Source organism: Aequorivita vladivostokensis (assembly GCF_000952855.1).
Lineage (GTDB): Bacteria > Bacteroidota > Bacteroidia > Flavobacteriales > Flavobacteriaceae > Aequorivita > Aequorivita vladivostokensis.
Genome location: NZ_JSVU01000003.1, coordinates 350,613 through 376,933, shown reverse-complemented (window position 1 = coordinate 376,933; position 26,321 = coordinate 350,613). Strand labels below are relative to the sequence as shown.

Annotated in this window: 28 protein-coding genes and 1 pseudogene; 18 read left to right on the top strand and 11 right to left on the bottom strand. The window is 41.2% G+C overall.

Annotation, left to right across the window (positions count from 1 at the left end):
* Nucleotides 1-182: 182 nt before the first annotated feature.
* Nucleotides 183-1,181 carry a T9SS type A sorting domain-containing protein gene (locus MB09_RS06695; RefSeq protein WP_045080104.1) on the top strand — a complete coding sequence of 333 codons (999 nt, stop codon included), beginning with the start codon at nucleotides 183-185 and terminating at the stop codon, nucleotides 1,179-1,181.
* 92 nt (nucleotides 1,182-1,273) lie between these two features.
* On the opposite strand, the gene MB09_RS06690 is transcribed toward MB09_RS06695, so the two are convergent.
* Nucleotides 1,274-1,753, bottom strand: coding sequence for a ferritin-like domain-containing protein (locus tag MB09_RS06690; protein WP_045080103.1), 480 nt, complete (start codon nucleotides 1,751-1,753; stop codon nucleotides 1,274-1,276).
* A gap of 193 nt (nucleotides 1,754-1,946) precedes the next feature.
* Between MB09_RS06690 and MB09_RS06685 the strand changes: the two are divergent.
* The 3 genes and pseudogenes from MB09_RS06685 to MB09_RS16150 form a co-directional block, all read left to right on the top strand.
* Nucleotides 1,947-3,011, top strand: a pseudogene (locus MB09_RS06685) (NAD(P)/FAD-dependent oxidoreductase); the annotation flags it as partial.
* 167 nt (nucleotides 3,012-3,178) lie between these two features.
* Nucleotides 3,179-3,700, top strand: a complete 522-nt coding sequence (locus tag MB09_RS06680; RefSeq protein ID WP_045080101.1) for a DUF421 domain-containing protein — start codon at nucleotides 3,179-3,181, stop codon at nucleotides 3,698-3,700.
* Between the two features lie 78 nt (nucleotides 3,701-3,778).
* Complete coding sequence (locus tag MB09_RS16150) at nucleotides 3,779-3,922, top strand: hypothetical protein (RefSeq protein WP_165586683.1); 144 nt, start codon at nucleotides 3,779-3,781, stop codon at nucleotides 3,920-3,922.
* A 38-nt stretch (nucleotides 3,923-3,960) separates the two neighbouring features.
* Here MB09_RS16150 and MB09_RS06675 read toward each other — a convergent pair whose 3' ends face one another.
* The 4 genes from MB09_RS06675 to MB09_RS06660 all read right to left on the bottom strand — a co-directional run bounded on the left by MB09_RS06675 (nucleotide 3,961) and on the right by MB09_RS06660 (nucleotide 6,154).
* Nucleotides 3,961-4,317: an iron chaperone gene (locus tag MB09_RS06675; RefSeq protein ID WP_045080100.1), complete on the bottom strand. Its 357-nt coding sequence runs from the start codon at nucleotides 4,315-4,317 to the stop codon at nucleotides 3,961-3,963.
* A gap of 12 nt (nucleotides 4,318-4,329) precedes the next feature.
* Nucleotides 4,330-4,815, bottom strand: coding sequence for a hypothetical protein (locus MB09_RS06670; protein ID WP_045080099.1), 486 nt, complete (start codon nucleotides 4,813-4,815; stop codon nucleotides 4,330-4,332).
* Between the two features lie 95 nt (nucleotides 4,816-4,910).
* Nucleotides 4,911-5,477, bottom strand: a complete 567-nt coding sequence (locus MB09_RS06665) for a hypothetical protein (RefSeq protein ID WP_045080098.1) — start codon at nucleotides 5,475-5,477, stop codon at nucleotides 4,911-4,913.
* Between the two features lie 5 nt (nucleotides 5,478-5,482).
* The gene (locus MB09_RS06660) at nucleotides 5,483-6,154 is read right to left on the bottom strand and encodes an SIR2 family NAD-dependent protein deacylase (RefSeq protein WP_045080097.1); all 672 of its coding nucleotides are present in this window, start codon (nucleotides 6,152-6,154) and stop codon (nucleotides 5,483-5,485) included.
* Nucleotides 6,155-6,250: 96 nt separating this feature from the next.
* Here MB09_RS06660 and MB09_RS06655 point away from each other — a divergent pair, with 96 nt between their 5' ends.
* Genes MB09_RS06655 through MB09_RS06645 form a run of 3 tightly spaced genes read left to right on the top strand, consistent with a single transcriptional unit; the run spans nucleotide 6,251 to nucleotide 7,868 of the window.
* On the top strand, nucleotides 6,251-6,946 hold the full coding sequence (locus MB09_RS06655; RefSeq protein ID WP_317619474.1) for a TrmH family RNA methyltransferase: 696 nt from the start codon (nucleotides 6,251-6,253) through the stop codon (nucleotides 6,944-6,946).
* Nucleotides 6,943-7,293 carry a hypothetical protein gene (locus MB09_RS06650; RefSeq protein ID WP_045080096.1) on the top strand — a complete coding sequence of 117 codons (351 nt, stop codon included), beginning with the start codon at nucleotides 6,943-6,945 and terminating at the stop codon, nucleotides 7,291-7,293. Before MB09_RS06655 ends, MB09_RS06650 begins: the two co-directional genes overlap by 4 nt.
* Nucleotides 7,294-7,295: 2 nt before the next feature.
* Nucleotides 7,296-7,868 (top strand): non-canonical purine NTP diphosphatase, encoded by a 573-nt coding sequence (locus tag MB09_RS06645; protein ID WP_045080095.1) that lies wholly within the window; start codon nucleotides 7,296-7,298, stop codon nucleotides 7,866-7,868.
* Between the two features lie 80 nt (nucleotides 7,869-7,948).
* Here MB09_RS06645 and MB09_RS06640 read toward each other — a convergent pair whose 3' ends face one another.
* Nucleotides 7,949-8,545 (bottom strand): hypothetical protein, encoded by a 597-nt coding sequence (locus MB09_RS06640; protein WP_045080094.1) that lies wholly within the window; start codon nucleotides 8,543-8,545, stop codon nucleotides 7,949-7,951.
* A 324-nt stretch (nucleotides 8,546-8,869) separates the two neighbouring features.
* Between MB09_RS06640 and MB09_RS06635 the strand changes: the two genes are divergently transcribed.
* The 5 genes from MB09_RS06635 to MB09_RS06615 all read left to right on the top strand — a co-directional run bounded on the left by MB09_RS06635 (nucleotide 8,870) and on the right by MB09_RS06615 (nucleotide 14,313).
* Nucleotides 8,870-10,687: a DEAD/DEAH box helicase gene (locus tag MB09_RS06635; RefSeq protein ID WP_045080093.1), complete on the top strand. Its 1,818-nt coding sequence runs from the start codon at nucleotides 8,870-8,872 to the stop codon at nucleotides 10,685-10,687.
* An 88-nt stretch (nucleotides 10,688-10,775) separates the two neighbouring features.
* Entirely contained in the window at nucleotides 10,776-11,396 is a 621-nt protein-coding gene (locus MB09_RS06630; protein ID WP_045080092.1) for a GNAT family N-acetyltransferase, read from the top strand.
* Nucleotides 11,397-11,422: 26 nt separating this feature from the next.
* Nucleotides 11,423-12,187 (top strand): carboxypeptidase-like regulatory domain-containing protein, encoded by a 765-nt coding sequence (locus tag MB09_RS06625; RefSeq protein WP_045080091.1) that lies wholly within the window; start codon nucleotides 11,423-11,425, stop codon nucleotides 12,185-12,187.
* A gap of 66 nt (nucleotides 12,188-12,253) precedes the next feature.
* Nucleotides 12,254-13,615: an aldehyde dehydrogenase gene (locus MB09_RS06620; RefSeq protein WP_045080090.1), complete on the top strand. Its 1,362-nt coding sequence runs from the start codon at nucleotides 12,254-12,256 to the stop codon at nucleotides 13,613-13,615.
* Nucleotides 13,616-13,623: 8 nt separating this feature from the next.
* Nucleotides 13,624-14,313: a 2'-5' RNA ligase family protein gene (locus tag MB09_RS06615; protein ID WP_045080089.1), complete on the top strand. Its 690-nt coding sequence runs from the start codon at nucleotides 13,624-13,626 to the stop codon at nucleotides 14,311-14,313.
* An 81-nt stretch (nucleotides 14,314-14,394) separates the two neighbouring features.
* Here MB09_RS06615 and MB09_RS06610 read toward each other — a convergent pair whose 3' ends face one another.
* From MB09_RS06610 to MB09_RS06595, 4 genes are all read right to left on the bottom strand, one after another.
* On the bottom strand, nucleotides 14,395-15,021 hold the full coding sequence (locus MB09_RS06610) for an SDR family oxidoreductase (RefSeq protein WP_045080088.1): 627 nt from the start codon (nucleotides 15,019-15,021) through the stop codon (nucleotides 14,395-14,397).
* 108 nt (nucleotides 15,022-15,129) lie between these two features.
* Nucleotides 15,130-16,023: a M14 family metallopeptidase gene (locus tag MB09_RS06605; protein ID WP_045080087.1), complete on the bottom strand. Its 894-nt coding sequence runs from the start codon at nucleotides 16,021-16,023 to the stop codon at nucleotides 15,130-15,132.
* Nucleotides 16,024-16,054: 31 nt separating this feature from the next.
* Nucleotides 16,055-17,107, bottom strand: coding sequence for an ATP-grasp domain-containing protein (locus MB09_RS06600; RefSeq protein ID WP_045080086.1), 1,053 nt, complete (start codon nucleotides 17,105-17,107; stop codon nucleotides 16,055-16,057).
* A gap of 78 nt (nucleotides 17,108-17,185) precedes the next feature.
* On the bottom strand, nucleotides 17,186-19,024 hold the full coding sequence (locus tag MB09_RS06595; protein WP_045080085.1) for a flavohemoglobin expression-modulating QEGLA motif protein: 1,839 nt from the start codon (nucleotides 19,022-19,024) through the stop codon (nucleotides 17,186-17,188).
* A 204-nt stretch (nucleotides 19,025-19,228) separates the two neighbouring features.
* Here MB09_RS06595 and MB09_RS06590 point away from each other — a divergent pair, with 204 nt between their 5' ends.
* The 6 genes from MB09_RS06590 to lepB all read left to right on the top strand — a co-directional run bounded on the left by MB09_RS06590 (nucleotide 19,229) and on the right by lepB (nucleotide 25,144).
* Nucleotides 19,229-20,110 (top strand): SDR family oxidoreductase, encoded by an 882-nt coding sequence (locus MB09_RS06590; protein ID WP_045080084.1) that lies wholly within the window; start codon nucleotides 19,229-19,231, stop codon nucleotides 20,108-20,110.
* A gap of 263 nt (nucleotides 20,111-20,373) precedes the next feature.
* Nucleotides 20,374-21,144 carry a ParA family protein gene (locus MB09_RS06585; RefSeq protein WP_045080083.1) on the top strand — a complete coding sequence of 257 codons (771 nt, stop codon included), beginning with the start codon at nucleotides 20,374-20,376 and terminating at the stop codon, nucleotides 21,142-21,144.
* Nucleotides 21,145-22,044, top strand: coding sequence for a ParB/RepB/Spo0J family partition protein (locus MB09_RS06580; protein ID WP_045080082.1), 900 nt, complete (start codon nucleotides 21,145-21,147; stop codon nucleotides 22,042-22,044).
* Complete coding sequence (locus tag MB09_RS06575) at nucleotides 22,034-22,615, top strand: DUF5683 domain-containing protein (RefSeq protein WP_045080081.1); 582 nt, start codon at nucleotides 22,034-22,036, stop codon at nucleotides 22,613-22,615. Before MB09_RS06580 ends, MB09_RS06575 begins: the two co-directional genes overlap by 11 nt.
* A gap of 150 nt (nucleotides 22,616-22,765) precedes the next feature.
* Nucleotides 22,766-23,476: a 4-hydroxy-tetrahydrodipicolinate reductase gene (gene dapB / locus MB09_RS06570; RefSeq protein ID WP_045080193.1), complete on the top strand. Its 711-nt coding sequence runs from the start codon at nucleotides 22,766-22,768 to the stop codon at nucleotides 23,474-23,476.
* A gap of 108 nt (nucleotides 23,477-23,584) precedes the next feature.
* Nucleotides 23,585-25,144 carry a signal peptidase I gene (gene lepB / locus MB09_RS06565; RefSeq protein ID WP_045080080.1) on the top strand — a complete coding sequence of 520 codons (1,560 nt, stop codon included), beginning with the start codon at nucleotides 23,585-23,587 and terminating at the stop codon, nucleotides 25,142-25,144.
* Between the two features lie 58 nt (nucleotides 25,145-25,202).
* Here lepB and MB09_RS06560 read toward each other — a convergent pair whose 3' ends face one another.
* Nucleotides 25,203-26,321 (bottom strand): PQQ-dependent sugar dehydrogenase, encoded by a 1,119-nt coding sequence (locus tag MB09_RS06560; protein WP_045080079.1) that lies wholly within the window; start codon nucleotides 26,319-26,321, stop codon nucleotides 25,203-25,205.

The following is a 26,321-nucleotide window of genomic DNA, read 5'->3' as shown; positions in this document are numbered from 1 at the left end:
GAGCTTTTTTCATTATGCTTGGTTGAAGTTTCGAGATGATTTTATTAAAAATTTTAATTTTTGTCGTATGACATAAATTGTTGTAAATCAATATTTAAAATCATTTTGTTAAACATTTCAGAAAAAAGATTAAACAAAATATATTATTTATTAGTTTAGCACCGAACTAAAAACTATATATTATGAAAAAAGTATTACTAATTTTTGCAATTGTCCTATTTACCGGCAATTCGTTTGCCCAAACAGCCCGTGTACAAGTGATACACAACTCAGCCGATGCGGCTGCAGCAGAAGTAGATGTCTATATAAACTCTGATTTGGCATTAGACGATTTCGCCTTTAGAACCGCAACGCCATTTTTGGACCTTCCTGCGGGGGTTGAAATAAACATCGGGATTGCTCCTGGCAATAGTACCGGCGTTGGAGATGTCTTACTGACCGTTCCCGTTACCCTTACAGCCAATGAAAAGTATATCGTCGTAGCCGACGGAATAGTTAGCCCAACAGGTTATAGCCCTGCTCCGCCACTCAGTTTGCAAGTTTTTCCAATGGCGCGGGAAATGGCTGCAGATCCTGCCAATGTTGATGTGCTTGTACACCACGGATCTACAGATGCTCCTAGGGTAGATGTTGTGGAAACCGGTATTGGTGCGGGTACCATTGTGGACGATATTTCCTATTCTGAATTTCAAGGATATCTAGAGTTGCCTACAGCTGATTATATTTTGGATATTACTGATGAAACTGGGGCAGTAACAGTTGCCCGTTACCAAGCACCATTGGCGACACTAAGCCTGGACGGTGCAGCTCTGACCGTTTTGGCTTCTGGTTTTTTGGACCCAACACAGAACTCAGACGGACCGGCATTTGGATTATTCGTAGCGAGTCCTGCAGGTGGTAATCTGCTGGAATTGCCATCTGTGCCGTTAAGCGTATCTGAATTTAATGCTTCTGTATTTGCAATTTACCCAAATCCCGCCACCGAACGTATCAACATTAGTGCTCCCGGAATTGATTTAAATAATCATTCCGTAGCCATAACGGATATGTTGGGACGTGTTGTTTCAGAAAGTGCTTTCAGTGATTCAATAGACGTAAACAATCTTGAGAAAGGCGTTTACAATCTTACTATAATGGATGGAAGTAGTGTTGTTACCAGCAAAAGGTTTGTGAAAAACTAAATTTTGCACATATTGTTAAGTTGAAAAGCCCTGTGAATTTTAATTCACAGGGCTTTTTTATTCTTTTTCTTCTTCGAGCAATTCAATGATTTTTAATCATCTGCAAGGTCTTCCAACGTTTTTACTTGATTTAGAGTCGAGTGTATTTCAGACGCTTGCTTCTGCAGTACACTGGAAATATTTGGAGGAAAAGCGTTTTCCTTTAATTTTTCCTCATATTCTTCCCAACTTGCCTTTTCGCCGCGAATGCACTCCTCGAGTACCGCTTCGTCTGTATTTCCGGCAATTGCACTTTTAATGTCTATCCAAGTTCTGTGCAGGTCGCCGGTAAAGCTTCCGCTGTCTTTTGGTTCTTCGTTTAAGTTGCGGATTTGTTGGTCCAGCTCCGTAGCAAATCTGCTGCGCTGTGCTGCCTGTTGCTGTAAAAATTTCTTCAAGTTGTTGCCTTTGGCATCTTTCATTGCCTTGGTGAAGCCTTTCTCGGCATCATAATTTTTTTCCAAAAGCTCCTGTAAATTATCAACCAGCTTATCGTGGTTGTGCTCCTTTGCTTTTTCGTGTGTAGTTTTCATAGTTTTTCGTTTTAAATTTTTACTAAAGATACCTTTCTTCGCGGGGCCTGTCTCTTATCATTTTCACAATTGAGAAGTGTTTAACGAAAGTTGTTAATCTTTTTTAAGAATGTTTGTTTCATTTCCGAATTATAAATAAATACTAAAGCAAAGGGTAGGAATGCGCATAATGCCTAACTTTCAATAAAAAATTATGGACGTACGTTCTAACGAGCCATTTTGGCTTATCCGCAATGCCTTGCCGCAGAGCTATCCTTCGCTTAAGGAGTCTATTTCTTCAGAAATTTTAATTATTGGTGCCGGAATTACGGGAGCGCTAATGGCCTATAAACTTATTGAGGAAGGAAAAAAAGTCATTATGGTAGACCGCAGGGACGTCTGTAATGGCAGCACCGCCGCGAGTACCAGTATGTTGCAATATGAAATTGACGTGCCCTTGCATAAACTGATAGAGCAGGTGGGCCTAACTTGTGCGGTTTCAAGTTATCAAAATTGTGAAAAGGCTATAACCGATTTGAAAAAAATCATAAGCGCAATAATGGTAGATTGCGGTTTTGAGGAAAGATACAGCGTTTATTTTGCATCCTCTAAAAAGGATATCCCTTTTCTAAAAGATGAATTTGAAGCAAGAAAAAATCACGGTTTTAAAGTGAAATGGCTTACAAAGGATGAATTGGAAAAATTAGGGCTGAAAGCGTATGCCGCCATTGAATCAAAATCCGGAGCCGTGATGGATGTGTACAAACTGGCGAATGCACTTTTGGAATATTGCACAGATAAAGGTTTGAAAATTTACGACCGAACCGAAATTGAGGAAATAAAATATAAAGACGACAAATTGATTGCCAAAACGAAGACTGGCTTTTCTATTGAAGTAGCAGATGTGGTGCATTGCACCGGCTACGAAAGTACCGAAACGCTCAAGGAAGATATTGTGGATTTGAAAAGCACCTTTGCCCTGGCATCGGAAGCCTTTGAAAAAATTCCGAAAGCTTTTGAAAAGAGAATTTATTGGAATACAGATTCCCCTTATTTATATTTCAGAAGTACCGACGACGGGCGGATTGTAATGGGTGGTGGCGACCGCGAGTTCAAGAATGCTGCACGGCGCGATGCCCTGCTTCCCAAAAAGGAGAAAGAACTTGTAAAAAGTTTTAATAAATGTTTCCCGGACATCCCTTTTGTGATGGATTACTCTTGGGCAGGCACATTTGGAGAGACAAAGGATGGTCTGCCATATTTCGGAAAACCGGAGCCTAAAAAGAATGAACATTATATATTAGGTTTTGGCGGAAATGGCATTACCTTCAGCGTTATGGGAATGGACGCAATTGTGCATTCCATCAATAAAACGCCCCATCCTTATTTGGAATATTATAAATTCAACAGATAAATAAATACTTTTAATTAAAAAAAATTACCAAAATGATAAAATGGTTTGAAGCATCCACCGCCTCCCTGATTGCTATTGTTTTAACGGCAATCGGAATTTACATCGCCACAATTCTATTTACCCGACTGGCTGGCAAACGAAGTTTTTCAAAAATGAGCAGTTTTGACTTTGCTATGACGGTTGCAATAGGGTCCGTAATCGCCACGACCATCTTGTCCAAGTCCGTTAGCTTATTGCAGGGCGCTGTGGGTCTGGCTGCGGTATATTTGCTACAGATTTCGGTAGCGATGCTGAGACGTTTTAGCATTGTTCAGAAACTAATAGACAACCAACCGATGCTTTTGATGGACGGGGAAGAGATACTTCACGAAAATTTGAAAAAGGCCCGCGTCACTGAAGCCGATCTTCGCTCCAAATTGCGGGAGGCAAATGTACTTGAACTCTCACAAGTAAGAGCGGTAATCTTTGAATGTACCGGTGATATTGCGGTGCTCCACACAAAGGACGATGATGTGGAAATAGAGGATTGGCTGCTGGAGGACGTGGGACGCTAAGTGTTAATTCCGTTCTAAAAATTTGATTGCCTGCCAATTGTTGTGTAATTTATCACTTCAACAAAAAATATAGAAATTATGGAAAAGAACGAAAAAAATTTGGAAAAGGAAAAACAAAGTAAAAAAGAGCAGGCTATAAACAAGAGTGCCACGCAAGGAAAGGATATTAATTATCAGGAAAAGGAAAGAAAGGAAAAACATCAGCCAAGGGATACGGCTTAAAAAAACAAGTATCAAAAATCGCCATAGCGCTTACGGTTCTATGGCGATTTTTTATTGGATTCCACTTCGGTTTTTCTATATTTTACAATCTTTTCAATCAATTGCCACGGTAATTCCTCCGAAAGGGGAAACTGTATAGAACCCTTGCCGGTTTTATAGTTTGAAAGTTCTTTTTGAAAAGCATCATTCCCAGAAGGAAGCGCGTAAAATCCGATATGGTTTTTATAGCCAGCAAAATATACCAAAGATTTTCCGTGGAGTTTGAACGCGGGCATCCCATAACTGATGGTTTCTTCGGCCATTGGCACCCATTCTTTTATCATCATCCTTAATTTGCAAAGCTTTTCTTTAGTATTTAATGGGAATGAATCAATATAGGTTTCTACCTGGGTCATATTGATAAATTTTTACTTCCATTCTTCATAAGCACCACAACCTTCAAAATTTCTGAAATCTTTATCGTTCTTTAATTTTAGGGAAACCTTCACCTTATGTGTCATTTCTATACCGTTCATTGCCCCTGTGCATTTCTCTTCAAGTAGCGTCACTTTTATGATTCCGTCTTTTTGGTCGGCGGTAAACGTTGTGGAATTACCAGAAATTTCAGGATTTGTGAGGGGTGCGGTAAACGATTTTAGATCTGCATCCGCCGATTCAAACAGAATTTTATCAGCATCCAGCGTAACGCTCCAAAAAGGCTCGCTTCCGCTTCCTTTAAAAGCGCCGGAAAATTCACGATTGGCGGGAATGCTATCTAGCCTGTTTTCATTGTATTCCATCGTGGCTTTGGTATCAGTGGGGACTATCGGCTCCGCTTCGGGCTCTTTGGTGTTTTTGCAGGAGAAAGTCAGCGGAATTAAAATAAGTAGCGTAAGTAATACTTTGATATTCATAATATTGTTTTTTTAAACTTGACTTATAAAGCTAAAAAAAATATGTTGGCCCAAAGAATTGCATAGGCTTATTTTAACAGTGGGCGAATTTGGGTTCAGGAAATTTTTTTCAGAATTTTCCTGGCGCGTGCTTGGTATCCTGCACTTTTTTGCGGCGCATTTTCTATGAGAATGTTTTTTAACTCAGGATAAATCCATTTTTTGTCATTATCCCACCCCAAATAATAGAGGCATTGCATAGCGGGAGCCTGGCAGGCTACTTTCTGATCGGTAATGAGCCAATCAAAGCAGCACTCTGTTATAATTTTTCTTTCATTTTTGTTTAAAACCTCATAAAATATCCCGAAGCCTTTCATAAAATGATAATGGCAAAGCATTTCGCAAATTTTTGCGCAGGAGCGCAATGCCGAATCATTTTTAATTGTGGGCAGTTTTTCAAAAAACAGGTGCATGTATTTAAAGAAGTTTTTTGCTTTGTGTTCACAAATAATCTCCAACACCCAAGCAGATTGGACCAAAAGTTCACTATCCTCAGTAAAGCACCATTGCAGTGTTTCCCGAACATAATGGGGTTTTTTGGTAATCCAAAAGGCAACCTCCTGCCTTTTATTTCGACTGCTGTCAACCTCCATCAATTTTTGTTTTAAATCTTCAGGCAACATAATTTTTATTTTAGAAGTTCAACAACTTTTGGAACGCCAATAGAAGCTTTTTCAGCAAAAACTGTAATTCTTTTGCTCTCTGAAATGGAAGGTTTGGGATCGACAAAATAAATATGCGCATCCGGTTTGGCATACTGCACCAACCCTGCGGCGGGATACACTTGCATCGAAGTTCCCACAATAATAACCGCATCGGCTCGCGCTACAACATCGGCCGCAACCTCAATCATCGGCACCATTTCGCCAAACCAGACAATGTGGGGGCGCAGTTGGTGATTGTTTTCACAGAAATCTCCCAAGTTCAAGTCCTCTTTCCAATCTAAAATTAAATCTTCATCAAAAGTGGAACGCACTTTTAAAAGTTCGCCGTGAAGATGTATTAAATTGGTGCTGCCTGCCCGTTCGTGCAGATCATCAACGTTTTGGGTAATTATAGTAACGTCATGGTTTTTTTCTAAATCAGCCAAAGCAAAATGAGCTGCATTTGGTTTTACGGTCAACAATTGTTTTCGGCGTTGGTTGTAAAAATCCAATACCACTTTTGGGTTTCTCTCAAAACCTTCGGGTGAGGCTACTTCCATAACATCGTGACCTTCCCAGAGCCCATCACTGTCCCGAAATGTTTTTATGCCACTTTCTGCGCTCACACCTGCGCCAGTCAATACTGCTATTTTCATAATTGATTATTGAATTACTAAGTTATTTAAAATTGCGGTTTTTAGAAAGAAACTATTAAACCAATAACTTTTATCTTAGCAAAATCGAAATTGAAAATTGATATTTTTAAACCAAAAATCTTTTCCACTTTGGACTTAGCATTGTTTCAATATTTACAAACCTATCTTACCGAACGTAGAACAGCCTTGTTCAAAAAAGTGCTCTCTGAACGTACGCGTCATTTCACCGTGGCAACCGAAGACGTGTACCAGCTCCACAACACCAGCGCGGTAATGCGTACCTGCGATGTTTTTGGCATTCAGGATTTGCACGTGGTGGAAGAACGTCTCGGAAAACGCGTGGATAAGGAAATTGCCATGGGCGCGCAGAAATGGGTAAGTCTGAAGCGGTACCACTCCATCACCGATTGTATTAAAAATCTTAGGGATTCGGGCTATCAAATTATTGCCACCACGCCCCACGATGCTTCGACTTTGTTGCACGAATTTGACGTTTCAAAAAAGAGCGCCTTTTTCTTCGGAAAAGAGAGCGACGGATTGAGCGATACGGTAATGAACGCCGCCGATGGTTTTCTAAAAATCCCTATGTACGGGTTTACGGAGAGTTTGAACATCTCGGTTTCCGCAGCGATTATTTTGCAAAGCGTGGTTTCAAAAATGAAGCAGAGCAAAGTAAACTGGCAACTTTCCGAAGCAGAAAAACTGGAGATTGAAATGGAGTGGATGAAAAAGACCATCAAGGCTTCGGAAGAAATAATTGAAAGATATTACCTTGAAAATCCCGAACAATGATTGCTGAAAGGATAACTTTGCGAACCAATCCTTTGTTTGAATTTGAATTTCTTGAAAAAGGTTTTCAAATTAAGGATGACTCTAAAGAGAATACAAATAGGTTTTATAGTTTTGAACTCATAAATAAAGTTGAGGCGAAAACAAAATCAACAAATTTTTTTATCACGGCAATTAATTTTATACTTTTTTCGGGTCCTAAATATCACTACTACGATAGACAACAACTCAAATTTAAATATGAAAAAGATGAGGTCGTTATTTTCGTCGAATGTTGTGATTTTGAAACTGTTCTGCAAATTTCAGAAAAAATAAAATCTTACATTTCAAATCTAAATTCTCATTACTAATAATGAAACTCGTCTTCGCCACCCACAACCAAAACAAATTCACCGAAGTAAAAGCCATGCTTCCGCACCATATTGAATTGCTCAGTTTAAACGATATTGGTTGCGATGAAGACATTGCCGAAACGGCAGACACCATTGAGGGCAACGCAATTTTAAAGGCGAATTACGTTCGCAATAAATACAATTTAAACTGCTTTGCGGATGATACAGGGCTGGAGGTAAAAGCCCTAAACAACGAACCCGGTGTTTACAGCGCCCGTTATGCGGGAGTTTCGCACGATTCAACCGCGAATATTAAAAAATTGCTGAAAAATTTGGAAGGCAAAGAAGACCGCTTGGCAAGATTCAAAACGGCAATTGCCTTGAATATGGAACACGAAGAAATTATGTTTCTCGGAATCTGCGAAGGTGAAATAATCAAAGAGCCCCGTGGCGACTCAGGTTTTGGTTACGATCCGGTTTTTCAACCCAAAGGCTTCGATAAAACCTTTGCAGAAATGACCCTCACCCAAAAAAGCGAAATAGGCCATCGCGGAAAGGCGATGCGGCAGTTGATTGATTATCTTTCGAAATAAGTTTTCAGTCGCCGTATTCAGTCGCAGTTTTCAGTATAAAATCTATAAAGTCTTAAAATCTGTAATTGATGATAAAATACTTAATTTAGAATCAAATTCAGAGGTACGCGAGTACCTATATAAAAATGGAATCGGCGTTGTTCGTCAACTACTTTGCTTACCCCGTACAGCACGCCGCCGTCAATGCTCAATATTTCTTTAATTCTATATTGAATTGCCAATTTCACAAGACCATCTATGGCGCTGTAATTTTTTGGTTGAACGTCCTTTACATTATCAAAAGACGGTTTATTCAACATAAATCCAACCCCGATTCCTAAATTGAAATGCAAGTGAGAATTACCAATTTCTGCGCCTACAGTTGGAATTAAATTGATGCTATGAAAAGTATTATCGCCATAATTTGGAGAGGAGGTAGCAACATAAAATAGATCTGCCGCATACGAGAAAGTGTTTTCTGTATAATAGGCCGCATAACCACCAAAGGCAAAATGACTGTCACTCTCAGTTGTTTTGTTGCCGTAATCTATATCGTTGTCTCCTACAATTATTTTGGATCTATCTTCAAAAATAAAAGCTGAACGGTGATATTGAATTAATGGGCCAAATTCAAAAGTTTGGGAAATGGCCAAAAATGAGTTTAGAAAAATCCCTAGTAGTAGTAAACGTTTGATCATAATTGTGCTTGAATAATATTTTTCAAAAATAGAAATACAAAAGTTATGTAGCGGAATTTATTTTAATCTTTTTTAATTAATAATTACTGAGATGCAATTTACTGGTTTGAAGAGAGTTTTCTGCTTCTGAAAAAAAAATTGCCAACGGATGTCGTAAACTAAAAACTTTAAACTACTTTTGCGCCCTTGAAAAAAATCAATCGCCAGAAGCTTTTGGTTTTCAGGAAAAATCCTCAGGGTGAGGAGTGTTATAGTGAAGCTGTCCGTTTTTTATATGTCCAGTAGCTTCCCATTAGCACACATATAAAAATTTTAATACATAAAATGACAGCATTTAAAGCACTCGGCTTGGAAGAAAATCTTCTAAAAGCCATCGCCGACATGGGTTTTGAAACCCCTTCGGAAGTACAAGAAAAAGCAATCCCAATCCTTTTGGACCGCGAGACCGACATGGTTTCCCTGGCCCAGACAGGAACCGGTAAAACCGCAGCCTTTGGTTTCCCCATGTTGCAAAAAATTGACGTAAACAGTCGCACTACCCAAGGCCTTATCCTTTCGCCAACCCGCGAACTGTGCCTTCAGATTACAAATGAAATGATCGCCTACGGCAAATATATGCCGGGCCTTAACGTTACCGCCGTTTATGGTGGGGCAAGCATTACCGATCAGGCGCGCCAAATTAAAAAGGGTTCCCAGATTATCGTGGCAACCCCGGGCCGAATGAAAGATATGATAGGTCGTGGCCTGATTGATATTTCAAAAATAGAATACTGCGTGCTCGATGAAGCCGACGAAATGCTCAATATGGGCTTTTACGAGGACATTACCGAAATACTCTCGCACTCGCCAAAGGAAAAAAGCACTTGGCTTTTCAGCGCAACGATGCCGAAGGAGGTTTCCACGATCGCAAAGAAATTTATGCACACGCCCGTGGAAATTACCGTGGGTACCAAAAACGTTGGTTCCGACCAAGTTTCGCACGAATATTATCTGGTAAACGCCCGCGACCGCTACAATGCCTTGAAGCGTTTGGCAGATGCAAATCCGGAAATCTTTTCCGTGATTTTCTGTAGAACAAAACGCGACACCCAAAAAGTTGCCGAACAGCTTATTGAAGATGGTTACAACGCCGCGGCCATTCACGGCGATTTGAGCCAGAGCCAACGTGATACGGTAATGAAATCGTTCCGAAATCGCCAAATACAAATGCTGGTAGCAACCGATGTTGCCGCCCGGGGCATTGACGTGGACGATATTACCCACGTAATAAATTATCAACTGCCAGACGAAATAGAAACCTATACCCACCGTAGTGGCCGTACCGGACGCGCTGGAAAGACGGGTATTTCCATGGTGATTGTTTCAAAAAGTGAAGTGCGAAAAATTCACACGATTGAAAAAATGATCCAAAAGAAATTCATTGCCAAGGAAATACCTTCGGGAATGGAAATCTGCGAAGTACAAATGTTCCACTTGGCAAACAGTATAAAGGACGCGAAAATAAACCCTGAAATAAACGCCTATCTTCCGAATATAAACGAGGTATTGGCAGATTTTTCAAAGGAAGAGCTCATCAAAAAAGTGTTTTCCGTAGAGTTTACACGTTTCTTGAATTATTACAAAAACAGTAAAGACCTCAATATTTCTGGGGAACGCAATTTTTCTGATGAAGACGCAAAGGACAGTACCCGCTATTTCATCAACATAGGTTCAAAAGACGATTTCGATTGGATGAGCCTAAAGGATTTCCTCCGCGACTTGCTTCAATTGGGCAAAGACGATGTTTATAAAGTTGACGTAAAGGACAGTTTCTCTTTTTTCAATACCGATACCACACATCAGGAATTGGTAATGGGCATTTTCAATGATTTCAAACTTGATGGCCGCCAGATAAATATTGAAATTTCCAAAGATACTGGCCGCAGTAAAGGCAAAGGCGGTGGCGGTGGTCGCGATCGCGGCAAAAGAAGAGGCGACAGAAACGACCGTGGCGATGGCGGCGGAAGAAAAGGAGGATTCAAAAAGCGCAGTGGCGGTTTTGAAGGTGGCGGCGACAAGCCAAAATTCAAAGGTAAAAGCCGAAGGGGAGCCCCGCGCCCAGATGCAAAAGGCACAGGCGGAAGACGCCGAAGAAAAGGATAATTCTGAATAATTAAACTTTAGCACCACTTTAACGTCTATATAAGTATATTTACGGGCCTTTAATCGAGGCCCGTTTTTTTTAAAGTTTATGCAAACCTTCAACTTTCTGCAGGAATACATACTGGAAAACGACCGTGTGCGGCTCAGGCCGCTGCACCATAAAGACTTGGATTTACTGCTTCCCTTTTCCGAGCAGGAACCCGAAATTTGGAACTACTCCCTACAACCAGCCAATGGTCTGGAAAATTTAAAAACTTATATTGATGCCGCCATTTTTGGCAGAACGCAAGAAACCGCCTATCCCTTTCTTGTTTTTGATAAACGCACCGGAGAGGTGGCCGGCAGCACCCGATTTTACGACTATCAGCAAACACACAATACAGTTCAACTCGGTTATACCTGGTATGGCAAGAAATTTCAGGGCACAGGGCTCAACAAGCAATGCAAAATGCTATTGCTCCAATTTGCTTTTGAAACATTAGATCTTGACCGGGTGGAGTTTCGCGCCGATGCCAAAAACGCCCGGAGCATTTCGGCAATGAAAAGTATTGGTTGCACCGTGGAAGGCATTTTGCGAAACAATTGCGCCGCACCCGAAGGAAGAAGGGACAGCATCGTGCTGAGTATTTTAAAGGATGAATGGTTTGGCGGGGTAAAAGAAAATCTAAAAGCTAAAATTGAAAAAGAGCGGAACATTTCCTCCCAGTGAAATTTTTCCGTATATTAATTCACTATATGAAAAAACACATCCTACTTTTTGCCCTCTTTTTTGTTGCCGCAATTTCCTTTGCCCAGGAAAATACGATAATCAAAGGTACCGTGATGAACGATGCCAACGATAATCTTTTGGAAAACGTAAATATCGTGAACCTCAACCAGGTTATAGGTACCACTACCAACGAAAAAGGAGAGTTTGCCATAAGGGCTGCCGTTAATGACACGCTATATTTTTCGTACCTCGGTTTCAAGTCGCTGCGCGTTCGGGTGACCAATGACTGGCTTAGGTTTGGCGATATAAAGGTAAAAATGACCGAGCTGGGCATCGCCCTCGAAGAAGTAGTAGTAAAGCCGGTTCAACTTACAGGTTATGTAGAGATTGACGCAAAACTAATCCCTATTTACGATAATTACCGCTACCGAATTTCAGGTCTAAATACAGGGTATGAAGGCGGAAGCAACCAGCCGGGGGCGGTAAGTAAGGTGTTAAGTTCTATTTTCAATCCTGCTGATTTTCTCTATAACGTCTTCGGAAAACGACCGAAACAGATGCGCAAGCTACGCCAAATGAAGGAAGATGACGAAATCCGGAACCTTTTGCAAAGTAAATTCGACCGTGAAACGCTTATGGCTGTTCTGCAGTTGGAACGTGTGGATATAGATGAAATACTCAACAAATGCAGCTATTCCAAAGATTTTATCCGCACGGCAAACGATCTGCAGATTCTCGATGCCATCAGCGGCTGTTATGAGGAATACAAGATTTTGAATAGGGAGAAGTAATAATTTTTCTACTTTTTTTAACTTCAATCAATTTCATTAAAAGTATTTTTAGTGAAAATTGATTCTATGAAAGAAATTATTATCGCCCAACGCAATTTTTTCAACACCCACGCCACCAAAAATCTTCACTTTAGAAGAAAGCAATTAAAAATTCTTCAGCAGGCATTACAAAAAAATGAGTCCCTGCTTCACGAAGCCATTTACAACGATTTCAAAAAGTCGGAGTTTGATAATTACACTACGGAGCTTTCCCTGCTTTACAAGGATATTAAGGAAGCACGGAGCAATATTTTTAAATGGACGCACACCAAGCCCGTTTCTACAGGGATTCTAAACTTTCCCGCTTCCAGTTATATCATCCCGGAGCCTTTGGGTGTGAGTCTTGTAATTGGCGCTTGGAATTACCCATACCAACTTTCCTTCGCTCCGGTTATTGCAGCAATAGCCGCTGGAAATACAATAATATTAAAACCCAGCGAACTCCCCTCAAACACTGCCGCCGCTATGGCGAAAATTGTAAAGGAAAATTTTGATCCGGCATATTTCACCGTGGTTGAGGGTGGGGTAGAAGAGACCCAAGAGTTGTTAAAACAAAAATTTGATAAAATATTTTTTACCGGCAGCACCAGAGTTGGCAAGATCGTTTACAAGGCCGCCGCAGAAAACCTCACGCCCGTAACTTTAGAGTTAGGTGGTAAAAGTCCTGCAATTGTTACTGAAAGTTGCAATCTGAAAGTTTCGGTAAGACGACTGGTATGGGGGAAATTTCTGAACGCAGGCCAAACCTGTATTGCTCCGGACTATGTCCTCGTTCACAAAAGCATCGAACAAAAATTTCTCGAACGGGCTAAAGAGGAAATAATAAGCCAGCACTTTGCTTTTGAAAATGACAATTACCTTCAAATAATCAATAACGATAATTTTGAGCGGCTTACCAAAATGCTCAATCCTGAAAAAATATATTATGGCGGCCAAACCCACAAAGAAACCCGCTACATTCAGCCCACCATAATGCAAAATGTAACTATGGATGATGCGGTGATGCAAGAGGAAATTTTTGGCCCCATCCTGCCCGTAATAACTTATAAAACTATTGAAGAGGCTATTGCTAAAGTGAATAGTCTTCCCAAACCGTTGTCTTGTTGTCTCTTCACAAAAAGTAGTTCCATAAAGAAGAAAGTATTAAAAGAGATTTCCTTTGGAGGCGGCGCAATTAATGAAACGGTAATGCACATCAGCAATTCGAACCTGCCTTTTGGCGGCGTGGGCCAAAGCGGTATCGGCAACTATCATGGAGAAGCCGGCTTCAAAGCCTTTACCCATTATAAAAGCGTGATGGACAAACCCACTTGGCTGGATCCTTCAATTCGATATTATCCACACACACCGTTTCGATTGAAGTTGATGCGGTGGTTTTTGAAATTTTAATTTACTTTATGAAAAATAATATGCTTCTTTCTTTCCTGTTTTTTGGTTTCACATTTTTCTCGTGTGCGCCAAAAAAGCAAAACATAATCGCAATTGATGTGCTCTTAATTCCTTCGGAAGAGATGTATGCACAGTCACTTCAGCTTAATTCCCTAATAAATCAAAGTAATCCCGAAACCATAAAACTTGATAAAAACCATGTGCCGCACATCACTCTCTTACAAAGTTTTATTAAAGAGGAAGATCTGCCGAAAGTGAACGGTGCTCTAGAGGGGCTTTTCAAAACAATAAAAAATGATTCCTTAAAAGCAGAAAGCCTTTTTTATTACAAAGACAAAGCGGAAAGCTTTTCAATGATTGCCGTGGAAAAAAACGAACAGTTATTGAAGCTCCACCAAAAGGTCATAGAATTGGTAAGACCATACATAGTGAAAAACGGTTCTGAAAAATCCTTTGTGCAAAACCCTGACGGCAGCCCCATTGGCGAATCTACCTTAACCTACGTTCCAGAATTTGTAGAAAAACACAGTTTTGAAAACTTTGACCCGCACATCAGTCTGGGCGTAGCGCCAACAAAACTTTTGGACAGCTTGGCAACTCAAGTTTTCAAGCCCATTACATTTAAGGCCGAATCGCTGAGCGTTTATCACTTGGGCGATCACGGCACCGCGCAGAAACTGCTTTGGAAATCTGAATAATTTCGCGGAATATTTCACACAAAAAAAGCACGCCAATTTTCATTTACGTGCTCTAATTTATTGGGAATTATACAGGGAATCTTAAGCTTTTTCCAGCGCAGCCTTAATGTAAGTGTCACCTTCTAGAATTTCAAAGGTTTTATTCTTTGCTATCGAACTATCCAAAGCCCCAACCAAGGTTTCGGCTACATCGCGCCTTGAAATTTCACCGCGTTGATTTAATTTGTTCTCTAATTTAATTTTTCCTTTTCCATCGTTATTGGTCAAGGCTCCGGGACGTACAATGGTATACTGAACGCCAGATTGTTTTAAATATTCATCGGCGTTGTGCTTGGCTCTTAAATATTCTTGTATTTCATCTGCCTCTTCAGGTTTGTCCGCACCCATGGAGCTGAGCATTACAAATTTTTTCACCCCTTTGTTCTTTGCGGCGTCCATCAGTTTTTTGGCGCCTTCCTGATCTACTTCTTTTACTTTTTTCCCTCCGGAACCTGCGGCAAAAATTACTCGGTCTATGCCGTTAGTAGTTTCGCTTACGTCTTTTTCCAAATCGGCCAGAATAGTTTCCACGCCATTGTTCTGAAAATGCGATATCTGTTCTTCCTTCCGGACCATCGCAACGGGTTTGTATGTATTGGATTCTTTTAAAATTGAAATTATCTTTTTACCTGTGGTGCCGTGTGCACCTGCTACTAATATTTTTTCCATAATAACAATATACAAAGCCTCTAGGGCCTAGGGCAACTATTTGGCAATCTTTAACCCCGATTCAATTTTATTGAAAAATTTTTTAACAAAAATAGTTCAGGGCGCCTCCTAAACTTCCTCAACTATAAAAAAGCCATCGTTGCCCTGGCTTTGATAGAGCGGCATAAAGATATAGGCATCCCATCTGCTATGGACTGGCTCACCGTTTTCATATGCCAATAATTCACCTTTGTTTATGGGCTGAAAATTGCTGTATCCGGGTTCCATTTTAAATTCATCGTCCTTATTGATTCCGTGGCGGTATGTTATTTCAAATGTCTTGCGATTTTTTCTTTTCGCTTCCAGCATTTTCGCTGCCTCAGGGTAGGTTTCCAAAGAATCCAAATCCAACCCGCAAGCGTTTTGGAGTGCCAGCCATATAATTCCTTCGTGATTTTTTTCTGAAATTTTACTCTCGTGTTGTCCTCCTTCAAAAACAAAACCTGGCATACCAATTCTACTTTCGAAATGGTCTATACAGCCTAACACAATATCTGAAAAGCCGCGGATGATGTAGGTGGGAAATTGGTGCGCCCACCCATCGTTATCGTTCACATCCTGTACCGAAATATAAGGCTCGCTGGCAGATGAGGTAGTGTGGCAGTCTAAAAAATAACGCTTTGTAAAATCCTTCTTTGGAAATTTTTCCAAAACATCAATTATTTCAAACATTTCCTTTTTTTCGTGCGAATCTATTTTTCTCGAGGCAATGTTCTCCTTGGTCCAGGTTCTGTTTAAATCCTCGTCAATATAGCGGACGCCTTGATACAATGCTTCTTTATTTCCCGAAACACCCACTACCTTTCCTCTTATGTTTGGTTTTTGGGCTTTTAAAATTTTAAAAATCTTTAATAGCGCGACAATGCCACTAGGTTCATTTCCATGGACGCCCCCAGTTATAAAGAGCAATGGCCCTTTTTCTCCACTATCATAGGTTCCTATAATTCTTGGTATATGGTTCATCTAAATTTTAAATTGGTTTTTTTAATAACGATTAGTCCATGGTTGCCAAAACCCTGTTGCTCAAACTGTTTTTATAATATTTCAGATATTCCATTTTGCGCTCCAAGGCGTCAATTACGGTATCCGTAAATGCGGGAAGGCCAATGTCTTCGCAGTAGTCCAAACCTCCTGGGCTCAGTACGTTTATCTCTATCAGTTTATCATCCACGATATCCAAACCGACAAAGAAAAGCCCGTCCCGTATCAATTTTGGGGCGGTAAGCGCAACAATGTGCTCCATTTCCGGGGTAAGTTTTGTCTTTTTTGCCTTCGCTCCCAGCGAGAGGTTGCTGCGGAATTCGCTTTTGTCTGAACTCACCCGTCTTATAACGGCTTTCTGCCCGTCTTCCTCTAAAATTTTTCCGTTCATAAGAATGATGCGGACATCTCCCTTACTTACTTCAGGTAAAAATTCCTGCGCAATTATATATCCTTTTACGGTAAGGGTTTCAACAATCTGGTTGAGGTTTTTCTTATCCTTGTCAATTAAATAGACATCTTGGCCGCCACTACCTTCCAAAGGTTTCAGTACCATTTTTTTTCCGTTCTTTTCCCAGAATTTCAATAGATCTTCCTTGTTGCGGGTAATCAAACTATTGGGTTTAATCTCTGCCGGTAACTCTTCAAAATAAAGTTTATCGATAAAGGCGTGGCTCATTGCAAAGGCGTCATTGAGTACCAAAACCCCCGATTGCTGGATCATTCTTGCAAAGGCAATTCCACTGTGCTCGGCCCAATGTCTGTCTGAACTTTCTTCGGTTGGGTTGTTCCGAAGAAAGAGAATGTCCATATCGGTACTGGGTATCGCTTTTGGTTTAAGTTTGTCGTCCTGGACCTGTTCCCAAAATTCCTCTACCTTATCGCCTTTTACCGAGGCTGGAATTTTCTTGCAGCGCAGGCTTATATTTTTGTCACGATGGAAGATGAAATCACCAACGCTCATTACAAATACTTCGTGGCCGCGTTCGTGTGCCTTTTTCAAGATTACGACTGTGGTCCCGCAGGCCTCAGTTTTAATGTCGCTTATTACAAAACATATTTTCATTTTTCTTTTTGTTGTAAAGGAAACCGCAGGGTTCTGGATTTCGCTTTGGTTATATTTTTCGTTTTAGGGTGCAATTTTTTAAACCATTTCGGAAAGTGAAATTCCCTCCCGCACCTTTTTCATTCGGTCCTTATAGTTTGCCGTGTTTAAATATCTGGGCTTTAGGGTGGGCGGTTTCAGCAATTTTCTTTCTGTCAGATCCTTTATCATCGGTACATGTTTTAGGGCGAATTTTCCAGCGAGCAAAAATTCCAGATCGCCACCCTGCATCAAATACTCCTTAAGTTCCACCAAACCTTTTAAATAGATTATATCCTTTAAAAAGCCGCCACCCTGAAATATTCGCGAGGTAATATTGAAGGCGGGTTCTTTTGAAAAACCGTTCTTTGAATAAAGCAAGTGAAAAACTTCCTTAAAATTTGCACCATTCAGTAGGGCTTCCCCCGCAATTACACGACCTGCGAGCGTGCGTAGTCTATTGCCCGTTAGGCCGCCGATTAAATACTCCGAAAGCACGGCCATCCCTTCCTGCAGCGGATCGTAATCTGCCAATCCTTGCGAAAGCTGGGTGAGGGGCTGCTGGATGCCGTTGTAATAGGTAAGGGCGTGCGTGCCAATTTCGTGCTGGATTAGGGCAGAGGCTTCCGATTTTGTGAGCGTGTAATCTGCCGGCAGATAGAGTTCGCCCCGCGAAACCATCATTACATTCACATCTTCACGAATATGAACCCTGCACGAATAATCTGATGCTTGCTTTCTGAAGAAATCAAATTCCGCTTCGGCCATTTTTCCAAATTCCGTGGCGTCAAGTGTCTTTACCTTTTCTTGCTGCCTGTCTTCTGAAATATTCTGAAGAATTTTCTTCGCTTCGGTAACTAAATTTTTATCAAGGCCCTGATAGAGTCGCACACTTCTGTAGAAAAAATTCTTGGAGCCGCGCTCTTTCAGCATCGTCAATTGTTGGTCAATCTCTTCGCGTTTTTCATCAAAAAGAAAGGAAAGTGCAGGATCGTCAATTTCGTCAATGGGCAAATCGTAAAGTTTTCGCTTTAAGATATCGGGATCAATGGGTAGCAAACGGTAGTGGTAGGCGTTGAGTTCCTCAAAATTGCTTTTGAAAAAACATTCACGCAGGGACTGAATATTTACAGGAGCTACCAACAACAGGAATTGATAGCTGCTTTCTATTTCGGTAAGGCCGCGGTCAATTTTGTACACTTCCTCGTGTATGGTGCGTTTTCCCAAGGCCGCAAAACTTTCGAGCTTAGAGGAGGTTTGTATCCGAATAAACTCAAAAACGGCTTTATGGATTGCCGCCGCGAAGCCTTCCCTAAATTTCCTGAAATAGAGCGGGTACAACTCGCCTTCCGTATTTCTGTAAACAGGCGGAATTTCAAGGCCAATCAGCGTTCCACCGCATTCTTTTATTTCCTCAATGCTGCAAAAAGCTTCTTTGCTTTCAGGCAGCCTTTGCTTGGTCTGTTCAATCCTGGCGGTAAGCAATTGACCTCCATATCGTCTGCTCTCAAGTTTTTCCAACTCTTCCCTTAAAACCTCCAAGGAAACCGGCAGTTTGTGGGAGGGCCCGCGAATTACGAATTCCTTACTGTTTGGAGCCCCGCTGTAAATTTCCATTAAGATGAAGGAGCCAAAACGGGCACTCATCTTCTCTGTAAGCTCGTTCACGAATTTCTGGAAATATTCAAAATTATTCTTTCCTACTACCAAATAGGAAGCGCCAGTCCGTGCCAAACGCATGGTGGCTTTATCATTGGGAATGTTTCGGTAAATCATCAAAAAAGGTATGTCGTGCTCCAAAAAGAGATAGCCGCCGTGGGGGAGTTCGGTAACCGTTCTTTCTCCAGGTTTTAGCTCGCTTAAAAATTCTTCTTTTTCGGGAAGGGCAGTTGCCTTCATTGCCTCTGTTTTTTAGTTGTTTTACGATGATTAATTGGGAAGATAAAAAAAAGCCAGCGGTGCTATTGGCGGTTTAAAGATTATTTAACAGCGAATTATGGGAGCTTTAAGCAATTCCAACGCCACGCTTAGAATAAATAGTTGCCAGTAACGGAATGCTGCGGTTGCTTAATTATATGTATTTTTGCTGTTCAATCAGAAACTATGGATCATACATCAAAAATGCTTCGCGACGGCGCGCTAAAAGGAAAAACAATAGTAGTAACCGGCGGCGGCAGCGGCCTTGGAAAAGCAATGACCACCTACTTTTTGGAGCTCGGCGCCAATGTGGTAATCACCTCCCGAAACCTTGAAAAATTGCAAACCGTAAAAGAGGAGCTCGAAAAACAAACAGGCGGAAAAGTTTTACCCGTTCAATGCGATGTGCGCAATTACGATGAAGTGGAAGCAATGGTGGAAACCTCTGTGAAAGAATTTGGCACCGTAGATGTGTTGTTGAATAACGCCGCGGGAAACTTTATTTCTCCCACTGAAAGACTTTCCGCAAATGCTTTTGATACGATAATCGATATTGTTTTAAAGGGAACAAAAAACTGCACCCTTGCTTTCGGAAAGCATTGGATTGACAAAAAAGAAGATAATAAAACCGTTTTAAATATAGTTACCACCTATGCCTTCACAGGTTCAGCCTATGTTGTGCCCAGTGCCACGGCAAAAGCCGGCGTATTGGCAATGACGCGCTCTTTGGCTGTGGAATGGGCAAAATACGGCATCCGTTTTAACGCCATTGCCCCGGGACCCTTCCCAACCAAAGGCGCTTGGGACAGATTGCTGCCGGGCGATTTGAAGGAAAAATTCGATCCCGCAAAAAAAGTTCCCGTAAAACGCGTGGGCGAACATCAGGAACTCGCTAACCTCGCCGCATATTTAGTTTCCGATTTTTCGGCATACATCAATGGTGAAGTAATAGTAATAGACGGCGGTGAATGGCTGAAAGGCGCCGGACAAATGAACTTGTTGGAAGAAGTGCCCCAACAAATGTGGGATATGCTGGAGGAGATGATCCGATCTAAAAAAACCAAATAAAGAAATTCCAAATTTCAAGCACTAAATTCCGAATAAATTCCAAAAATTAAAATCGAAAAACAGTTTTTGAAAATTTTCAATGCAGAACAGGGTGGATTTCTTTGAATTTATTTTTTGGAACATTGAACATTGAACATTGAATTCTATTTGGAATTTGGATATTGGAATTTGAAATTTTCCCCCAAAGGGGTTCTGTTAACAAATACAATTTTCTATCCACATAAATAATTGTACTTTTAACCACTAAAATTTTAGGTAAATTAATGGGTAAAATAATTGCAATTGCAAACCAAAAAGGAGGCGTGGGCAAGACCACGACCTCAGTAAATTTAGCGGCCTCCTTGGGCGTTTTGGAGAAGAAGGTTTTACTTATTGATGCAGATCCGCAAGCCAACGCCACCTCGGGCTTGGGCATAGATGTTGAAACCGTTGAAATGGGTACCTATCAGCTGCTTGAGCACAGCGCCAGCGCAAAGGAAGCCATCGTTTCTACAAATTCCCCCAACTTAGATTTAATACCTTCCCATATAGATTTGGTGGCTATCGAGATTGAACTCGTAGATGTGGAGAACCGCGAATATATGCTAAAAAAGGCCATCGAAGGCCTAAAGGCAGATTACGATTATATCCTTATTGATTGCGCGCCATCGTTGGGATTGCTTACTTTGAATGCCCTAACGGCTGCTGATTCGGTTATCATCCCTATTCAATGTGAATATTTCGCCTTGGAAGGACTTGGAAAACTTTTGAACACCATTAAAAGTGTCCAAAAAATTCACAACGTAAACCTCGATATTGAAGGTCTGTTGTTGACTATGTACGACCAGCGCCTACGCCTTTCAAATCAGGTAGTGGATGAGGTGAAAAAGCATTTTGACGAAATGGTTTTTGAAACAATCATTCAGCGAAACGTGCGTTTAAGTGAAGCGCCCAGTTACGGTGAAAGTATCATCAGTTACGATGCCGCGAGTAAAGGCGCCGACAATTATTTAAGCCTGGCGCACGAATTAATTCAGAAAAACGAAAAAGAATAAATGGCGAAAGCGACCAAAAAACAAGCCTTGGGCCGCGGACTTTCAGCACTTTTGAAAGACCCGTCCAACGATATAAAATCTGTTGCAGACAAGAATGCCGACAAGGTTGTGGGCAGCATTGTAGAGCTGGAATTGGGCAGTATTGAAGTAAACCCATTTCAACCGCGAACCAGTTTTAACGAAGAATCGCTTCGTGAATTGGCTTCTTCTATCAAAGAATTGGGCGTTATCCAACCAATTACGGTTCGAAAACTGGATTTCAACAAATATCAATTGGTAAGTGGCGAACGCCGTTTTCGCGCTTCAAAATTGGTCGGTTTAGAGACTATTCCAGCCTATATTCGTATTGCAAACGATCAGGAATCCTTGGAAATGGCTTTGGTTGAAAACATCCAAAGGCAGGATTTGGATCCCATTGAAATTGCCCTTTCCTACCAACGATTGATCGAGGAAATAAACGTAACCCAAGAGGAACTGAGCGACAGGGTAGGGAAGAACCGCTCCACGATCGCCAATTATCTTCGTTTGTTGAAATTGGACCCAATTATCCAAACCGGAATGCGCGACGGTTTTATCTCGATGGGCCACGGAAGAGCGTTGATAAACGTTGAAGATTTAAACGACCAACTGGATATTTACGAAAAGATTTTAAGCCAAAGCCTATCGGTTCGCGACACCGAGGCCTTGGTACGGGGCTATAAAAACCCTGAAGAAAAAACAAAGCCACAAAAAGCCACTGCGCCTCCCTTCGCCAAAAAGGCAAAGAAGGAATTGTCCGATCTTTTTGAGACTTCGGTAGAGGTCAAGGTTTCTAAATCGGGAAAAGGACAACTTGTGGTTCCTTTCAAAAACAAAGAAGACTTCGAACGTATTTTGAAGCTAATCAAAAGTGAAAAATAATTTCCTAAATATTTTTTTTTTAATCTTCGCCACAGCACTGTTTGCGCAGACTTCTGATACTTTAACTGTAAAAAAGGAAGAAAGGGTTATTGTGGTGAATGATTCAATTCTGCCAAAAGAGGAATACAATCCCTTGGCTCCTGCAAAAGCTGCATTTTACTCCGCGGTGGTTCCGGGCCTGGGGCAGGTTTACAATAAAAAATACTGGAAAATCCCCATTATCTACGCAGGAATGGCGGCTGGCGTTTACTTCTATAAGCAGCAGGATGATGAATACGATCGTTTTCGAGATGCTTACAAACGAAGACTTGCGGGCTATGACGATGATGAGTTCCAAGGAATTTCTGACGACCGATTGATAAATGCCCAAAAATCTGCACAAAAAAACAAGAGCATCAGCATAATTGTAACAGTGGCTTTTTATTTGCTGAATGTAGTTGATGCCAATGTGGATGCGCATTTGCGACAGTATGAAGTAAGCGAGGACCTTTCACTACAACCCAATTTTGATTACAACCAATTCAATGCGAAACCACAGTACGGAATGTCGTTGACATATCGGTTTAAATAGAAGAAAGAATAAAGAAAAGAGAATAAAGATGAAAGAACACGGAAATATGAAACAAGAATGTATGCAAGTTTTTGTATGCGTTTCTCATACTTCCTTCACCAGTCATCCGTCACCCAGCACCCAACATCCCGCACCCAACACCCGCCAATTATGAAAATAGCACTTCTCGGTTACGGAAAAATGGGCAAGACCATTGAAAAATTGGCTTTGGAAAAGGGCCATTCCATCGTTTTTAAAAGTACGAGCGAATCTTCCGAAGGAAATTTTGACGAAGCTGAGGTAGCCATAGAATTTTCTTCTCCCGAAGCTGCCGTTGAAAATATTTCCAGGACATTGAAAGCGGGAATACCTGTTGTTTCGGGCACAACGGGCTGGCTTGAAAAATATGATGAAATGGTAAACTTATGTAAAAACCGTAACGGAAGCTTTATCTATGCGTCCAACTTCAGTGTGGGGGTAAACCTTTTTTTCAGCATAAACGATTATGCCGCAAAGTTGATGGCGAAGTGGAAAGATTATAAAGTTTCCGTGGAAGAAATACATCACCTTCAAAAAAAGGACGCGCCCAGCGGCACGGCCATTACCATTGCCGAGGGAATATTGAAGCACAGTGATAAAAAGGATTGGAAGTTGGATGCTTCCGAAGAAAATACTTTAAATATTACAGCAAAACGGGAAGAAGATGTAAAAGGGACACATATTGTTTCCTACGACTCTCCCATAGATACCATATCGCTAAAACACGAAGCCCATAGCCGCGAAGGATTTGCTTTGGGAGCCATTTTGGCCGCAGAATTTTTAAAGGATAAAAAAGGTATTTTTACGATGAAGGATGTGCTGGGATTGAAGATTAACGATTGACGATTGTGGATTGCCAAATCCCAAATTAGCGAATCCCGAATCCCGAATCCCGAATCCCGAATTAACAGCTTTTAATAAAAAATAACAATAAACAATAAACAATAAACGATGAGTTGGACAGGTTGGTTTATATTTTTTTTGATAGTTCAGGTAATCCATTTTGCCGGAACCTGGAAGTTATACCAAATAGCAGGTAGAAAAGCTTGGGAAGCAGCCGTGCCGGTCTACAATGCCGTGGTTTTGATGAAGATTATCAACCGGCCGTGGTGGTGGACCATTTTGCTTTTTGTGCCCATCGTAAATTTGATTATGTTCCCAGTGGTGTGGGTAGAAACCATACGCAGTTTCGGCCGTAATTCCACAACCGATACGGTTTTGGTCTTGCTTACATTGGGTCTTTATATTTATTACATCAATTACACCCAAAATGTAACCCACATAAAAGATAGAAGCCTGAAACCGCGTACTTCCACGGGAGAGTGGGTGAGTTCCATACTTTTTGCGGTAGTTGCAGCTACCATAGTGCATACCTATTTTATGCAACCATTCACTATCCCTACTTCTTCTTTGGAAAAAACACTTTTGGTGGGCGATTTCCTGTTTGTGAGCAAATTCCATTACGGAGCGCGCACGCCAATGACGCCCATAGCCTTTCCGATGGTCCACGATACCATTCCCGTAATTAAAACGAAATCCTACCTTTCAAAACCGCAGATTCCGTATTTCAGATTTCCGGGATTCCAGGATATAAAGCGTAATGATATTGTAGTTTTTAACTGGCCCGTGGATACGGTGAATGCCTTTCAGCAGTACGGCGACGGCAAATATTACTACAAGCCTATTGATAAAAAATCGAATTACGTAAAGCGCTGCGTAGGCCTTCCGGGAGATTCTTTGGAAGTGCGTGATGGTTATGTGTTTATCAACGGAAAACAAAATGAACTGCCAGATAGGGCGAAGCTACAATTCAGTTACGATGTGCAGGTGAATAGTCAGCTAAACCCTGAAATGCTTTACAATCGTTATGATATTACCGATCGTTATGGCTTCGGAAATAACACCTATCGCTTTGGAGGAATTTCGGAAGAGTCATTAAACATGCTGAAGAACAATCCAAATGTGGTTAATATTTCCCGCTTCCGAAGTGAAAAAGGGGTATGGAATGAAGGTACATTTCCAGATAGTCAAAATTATCCTTGGAACAATGATTTCTTTGGACCTCTTTACATTCCGAAAAAAGGCGCCACCGTTTCCATTACGCCCGAAACATTGCCGCTGTACAAACGGATTATAGAGGTTTACGAAGGAAGCGAAATAGGTATTGACAATAAAATAACCCAATCTGGAACTCAAGTTTTATTAAACGATCAACCAATTACTGATTATACCTTTAAAATGGATTATTATTGGATGATGGGCGATAACCGTAACAACAGTGAGGACGCTCGTACTTGGGGATTTGTACCTTTCAACCACGTCGTAGGCAAGCCCGTATTCGTTTGGATGAGTTGGGATGGCATGAATAAAAAGGTGCGTTGGGAAAGACTTTTCACCACCGTTGGCGGTAGCGGAAAACCTGTTTCCTATTTTATGTACTTTGTAATTGCTCTTATTGCCTATTTCGCTTACGATTTCTACAGAAGAAGAAAGAAATCTGCTAAGAGGTAAAGTTTTACCACGAATGCAGGAATAATTTTATAAATATTCGTGTATTCGTGGTCATTTTTTATTCAGGCACCAATCTAAAAATTCCCTGTCCTTCCACGGCAATATAAATCAACCCATCCGGTCCCATTTTTACATTCCGTACCCGCCCAATATCCTGTGCAATTTTCTCTCGGTTTGTAACTTTTTCACCTTCCAAAGTGAGCAATTCCACATAGGCAAACTTCAAAGAGCCGACCAATAGTTTTCCTTTCCATTGCGGGTATTTATCACTTGTTACAAAAGCCATCCCAGAAGGTGCAATTGAAGGTACCCAATAATAAATGGGCGGCTCAATCCCTGGTTTTGTGGTTTGATCGGTAATTTCCGTACCGCTGTAATTGATGCCATAAGTAACGATTGGCCATCCATAATTTGCACCCTTTTTTACGATATTTATTTCGTCACCACCTTTTGGGCCGTGCTCGTGCATCCAGATCTTTCCAGTTTCTGGATGCTTCGCCATTCCTTGTGGATTTCGATTTCCGTATGTGTAAATAGCTTTTTTGGCATTCGGGTTATTGTAAAAAGGATTGTCAGTTGGGATGCTGCCATCCTCATTCAATCTATAGATTTTTCCGCCATCACGGGTTATGTCCTGTGGATTTATTTCGCGTTCGCCACGTTCCCCAATAGAGAAATATACAAAGCCATCATTGTCAAACTCAATCCGTGAACCGAAGTGCTGTCCGGCCGTAGTATTGGGTTCGGCTTTGTATAAGGTTTCAATATTCGTAAGCGAATTGCCTTCCAGCTTGCACCGCATCAGCGCCGTATTGCCTCCTTTTCCGGGTCCTTCCTCAGAAGCATAAGTCATATAAATCCATCCGTTTTCAGCGTAATTAGGGTGTAATTCAATATCCATCAATCCCCCCTGCCCGCTGTTGTAAACGGCTGGCACGTTAGCTATCTCGGTTTTTTCACCATTTTTAAAATGAATCAATCGCCCATCCTTTTCGGTAATTAACATACTGCCGTCGGGAAGCCACGTCATTCCCCACGGAATGGTCAGTCCATCCACCGCTTCTTCTACTTTATAAGTTTGTGGTTCGGTTTTAAGTGCTACATCGTCTTTCTTTTTCTGCTGGGCGCAGGAAGCGAAAACAACAAAGGCGGTTACTAAAAAAATGTATTTTTTCAT

Excerpts from the sequence above, each read along its gene's own strand:
- MB09_RS06670 (WP_045080099.1), bottom strand. The coding sequence starts at position 4,815 with ATGAATATCAAAGTATTACTTACGCTACTTATTTTAATTCCGCTGACT.
- MB09_RS06680 (WP_045080101.1), top strand. The coding sequence starts at position 3,179 with ATGATAAAATGGTTTGAAGCATCCACCGCCTCCCTGATTGCTATTGTT.
- MB09_RS06605 (WP_045080087.1), bottom strand. The coding sequence starts at position 16,023 with ATGAACCATATACCAAGAATTATAGGAACCTATGATAGTGGAGAAAAA.
- MB09_RS06590 (WP_045080084.1), top strand. The coding sequence starts at position 19,229 with ATGGATCATACATCAAAAATGCTTCGCGACGGCGCGCTAAAAGGAAAA.
- dapB (WP_045080193.1), top strand. The coding sequence starts at position 22,766 with ATGAAAATAGCACTTCTCGGTTACGGAAAAATGGGCAAGACCATTGAA.
- MB09_RS06675 (WP_045080100.1), bottom strand. The coding sequence starts at position 4,317 with ATGACCCAGGTAGAAACCTATATTGATTCATTCCCATTAAATACTAAA.
- MB09_RS06635 (WP_045080093.1), top strand. The coding sequence starts at position 8,870 with ATGACAGCATTTAAAGCACTCGGCTTGGAAGAAAATCTTCTAAAAGCC.
- MB09_RS06560 (WP_045080079.1), bottom strand. The coding sequence starts at position 26,321 with ATGAAAAAATACATTTTTTTAGTAACCGCCTTTGTTGTTTTCGCTTCC.
- MB09_RS06640 (WP_045080094.1), bottom strand. The coding sequence starts at position 8,545 with ATGATCAAACGTTTACTACTACTAGGGATTTTTCTAAACTCATTTTTG.
- MB09_RS06600 (WP_045080086.1), bottom strand. The coding sequence starts at position 17,107 with ATGAAAATATGTTTTGTAATAAGCGACATTAAAACTGAGGCCTGCGGG.
- MB09_RS06630 (WP_045080092.1), top strand. The coding sequence starts at position 10,776 with ATGCAAACCTTCAACTTTCTGCAGGAATACATACTGGAAAACGACCGT.
- MB09_RS06620 (WP_045080090.1), top strand. The coding sequence starts at position 12,254 with ATGAAAGAAATTATTATCGCCCAACGCAATTTTTTCAACACCCACGCC.
- MB09_RS06695 (WP_045080104.1), top strand. The coding sequence starts at position 183 with ATGAAAAAAGTATTACTAATTTTTGCAATTGTCCTATTTACCGGCAAT.
- MB09_RS06645 (WP_045080095.1), top strand. The coding sequence starts at position 7,296 with ATGAAACTCGTCTTCGCCACCCACAACCAAAACAAATTCACCGAAGTA.
- MB09_RS06595 (WP_045080085.1), bottom strand. The coding sequence starts at position 19,024 with ATGAAGGCAACTGCCCTTCCCGAAAAAGAAGAATTTTTAAGCGAGCTA.
- MB09_RS16150 (WP_165586683.1), top strand. The coding sequence starts at position 3,779 with ATGGAAAAGAACGAAAAAAATTTGGAAAAGGAAAAACAAAGTAAAAAA.
- MB09_RS06625 (WP_045080091.1), top strand. The coding sequence starts at position 11,423 with ATGAAAAAACACATCCTACTTTTTGCCCTCTTTTTTGTTGCCGCAATT.
- lepB (WP_045080080.1), top strand. The coding sequence starts at position 23,585 with ATGAGTTGGACAGGTTGGTTTATATTTTTTTTGATAGTTCAGGTAATC.
- MB09_RS06660 (WP_045080097.1), bottom strand. The coding sequence starts at position 6,154 with ATGAAAATAGCAGTATTGACTGGCGCAGGTGTGAGCGCAGAAAGTGGC.
- MB09_RS06650 (WP_045080096.1), top strand. The coding sequence starts at position 6,943 with ATGATTGCTGAAAGGATAACTTTGCGAACCAATCCTTTGTTTGAATTT.
- MB09_RS06610 (WP_045080088.1), bottom strand. The coding sequence starts at position 15,021 with ATGGAAAAAATATTAGTAGCAGGTGCACACGGCACCACAGGTAAAAAG.
- MB09_RS06580 (WP_045080082.1), top strand. The coding sequence starts at position 21,145 with ATGGCGAAAGCGACCAAAAAACAAGCCTTGGGCCGCGGACTTTCAGCA.
- MB09_RS06690 (WP_045080103.1), bottom strand. The coding sequence starts at position 1,753 with ATGAAAACTACACACGAAAAAGCAAAGGAGCACAACCACGATAAGCTG.
- MB09_RS06615 (WP_045080089.1), top strand. The coding sequence starts at position 13,624 with ATGAAAAATAATATGCTTCTTTCTTTCCTGTTTTTTGGTTTCACATTT.
- MB09_RS06585 (WP_045080083.1), top strand. The coding sequence starts at position 20,374 with ATGGGTAAAATAATTGCAATTGCAAACCAAAAAGGAGGCGTGGGCAAG.
- MB09_RS06665 (WP_045080098.1), bottom strand. The coding sequence starts at position 5,477 with ATGTTGCCTGAAGATTTAAAACAAAAATTGATGGAGGTTGACAGCAGT.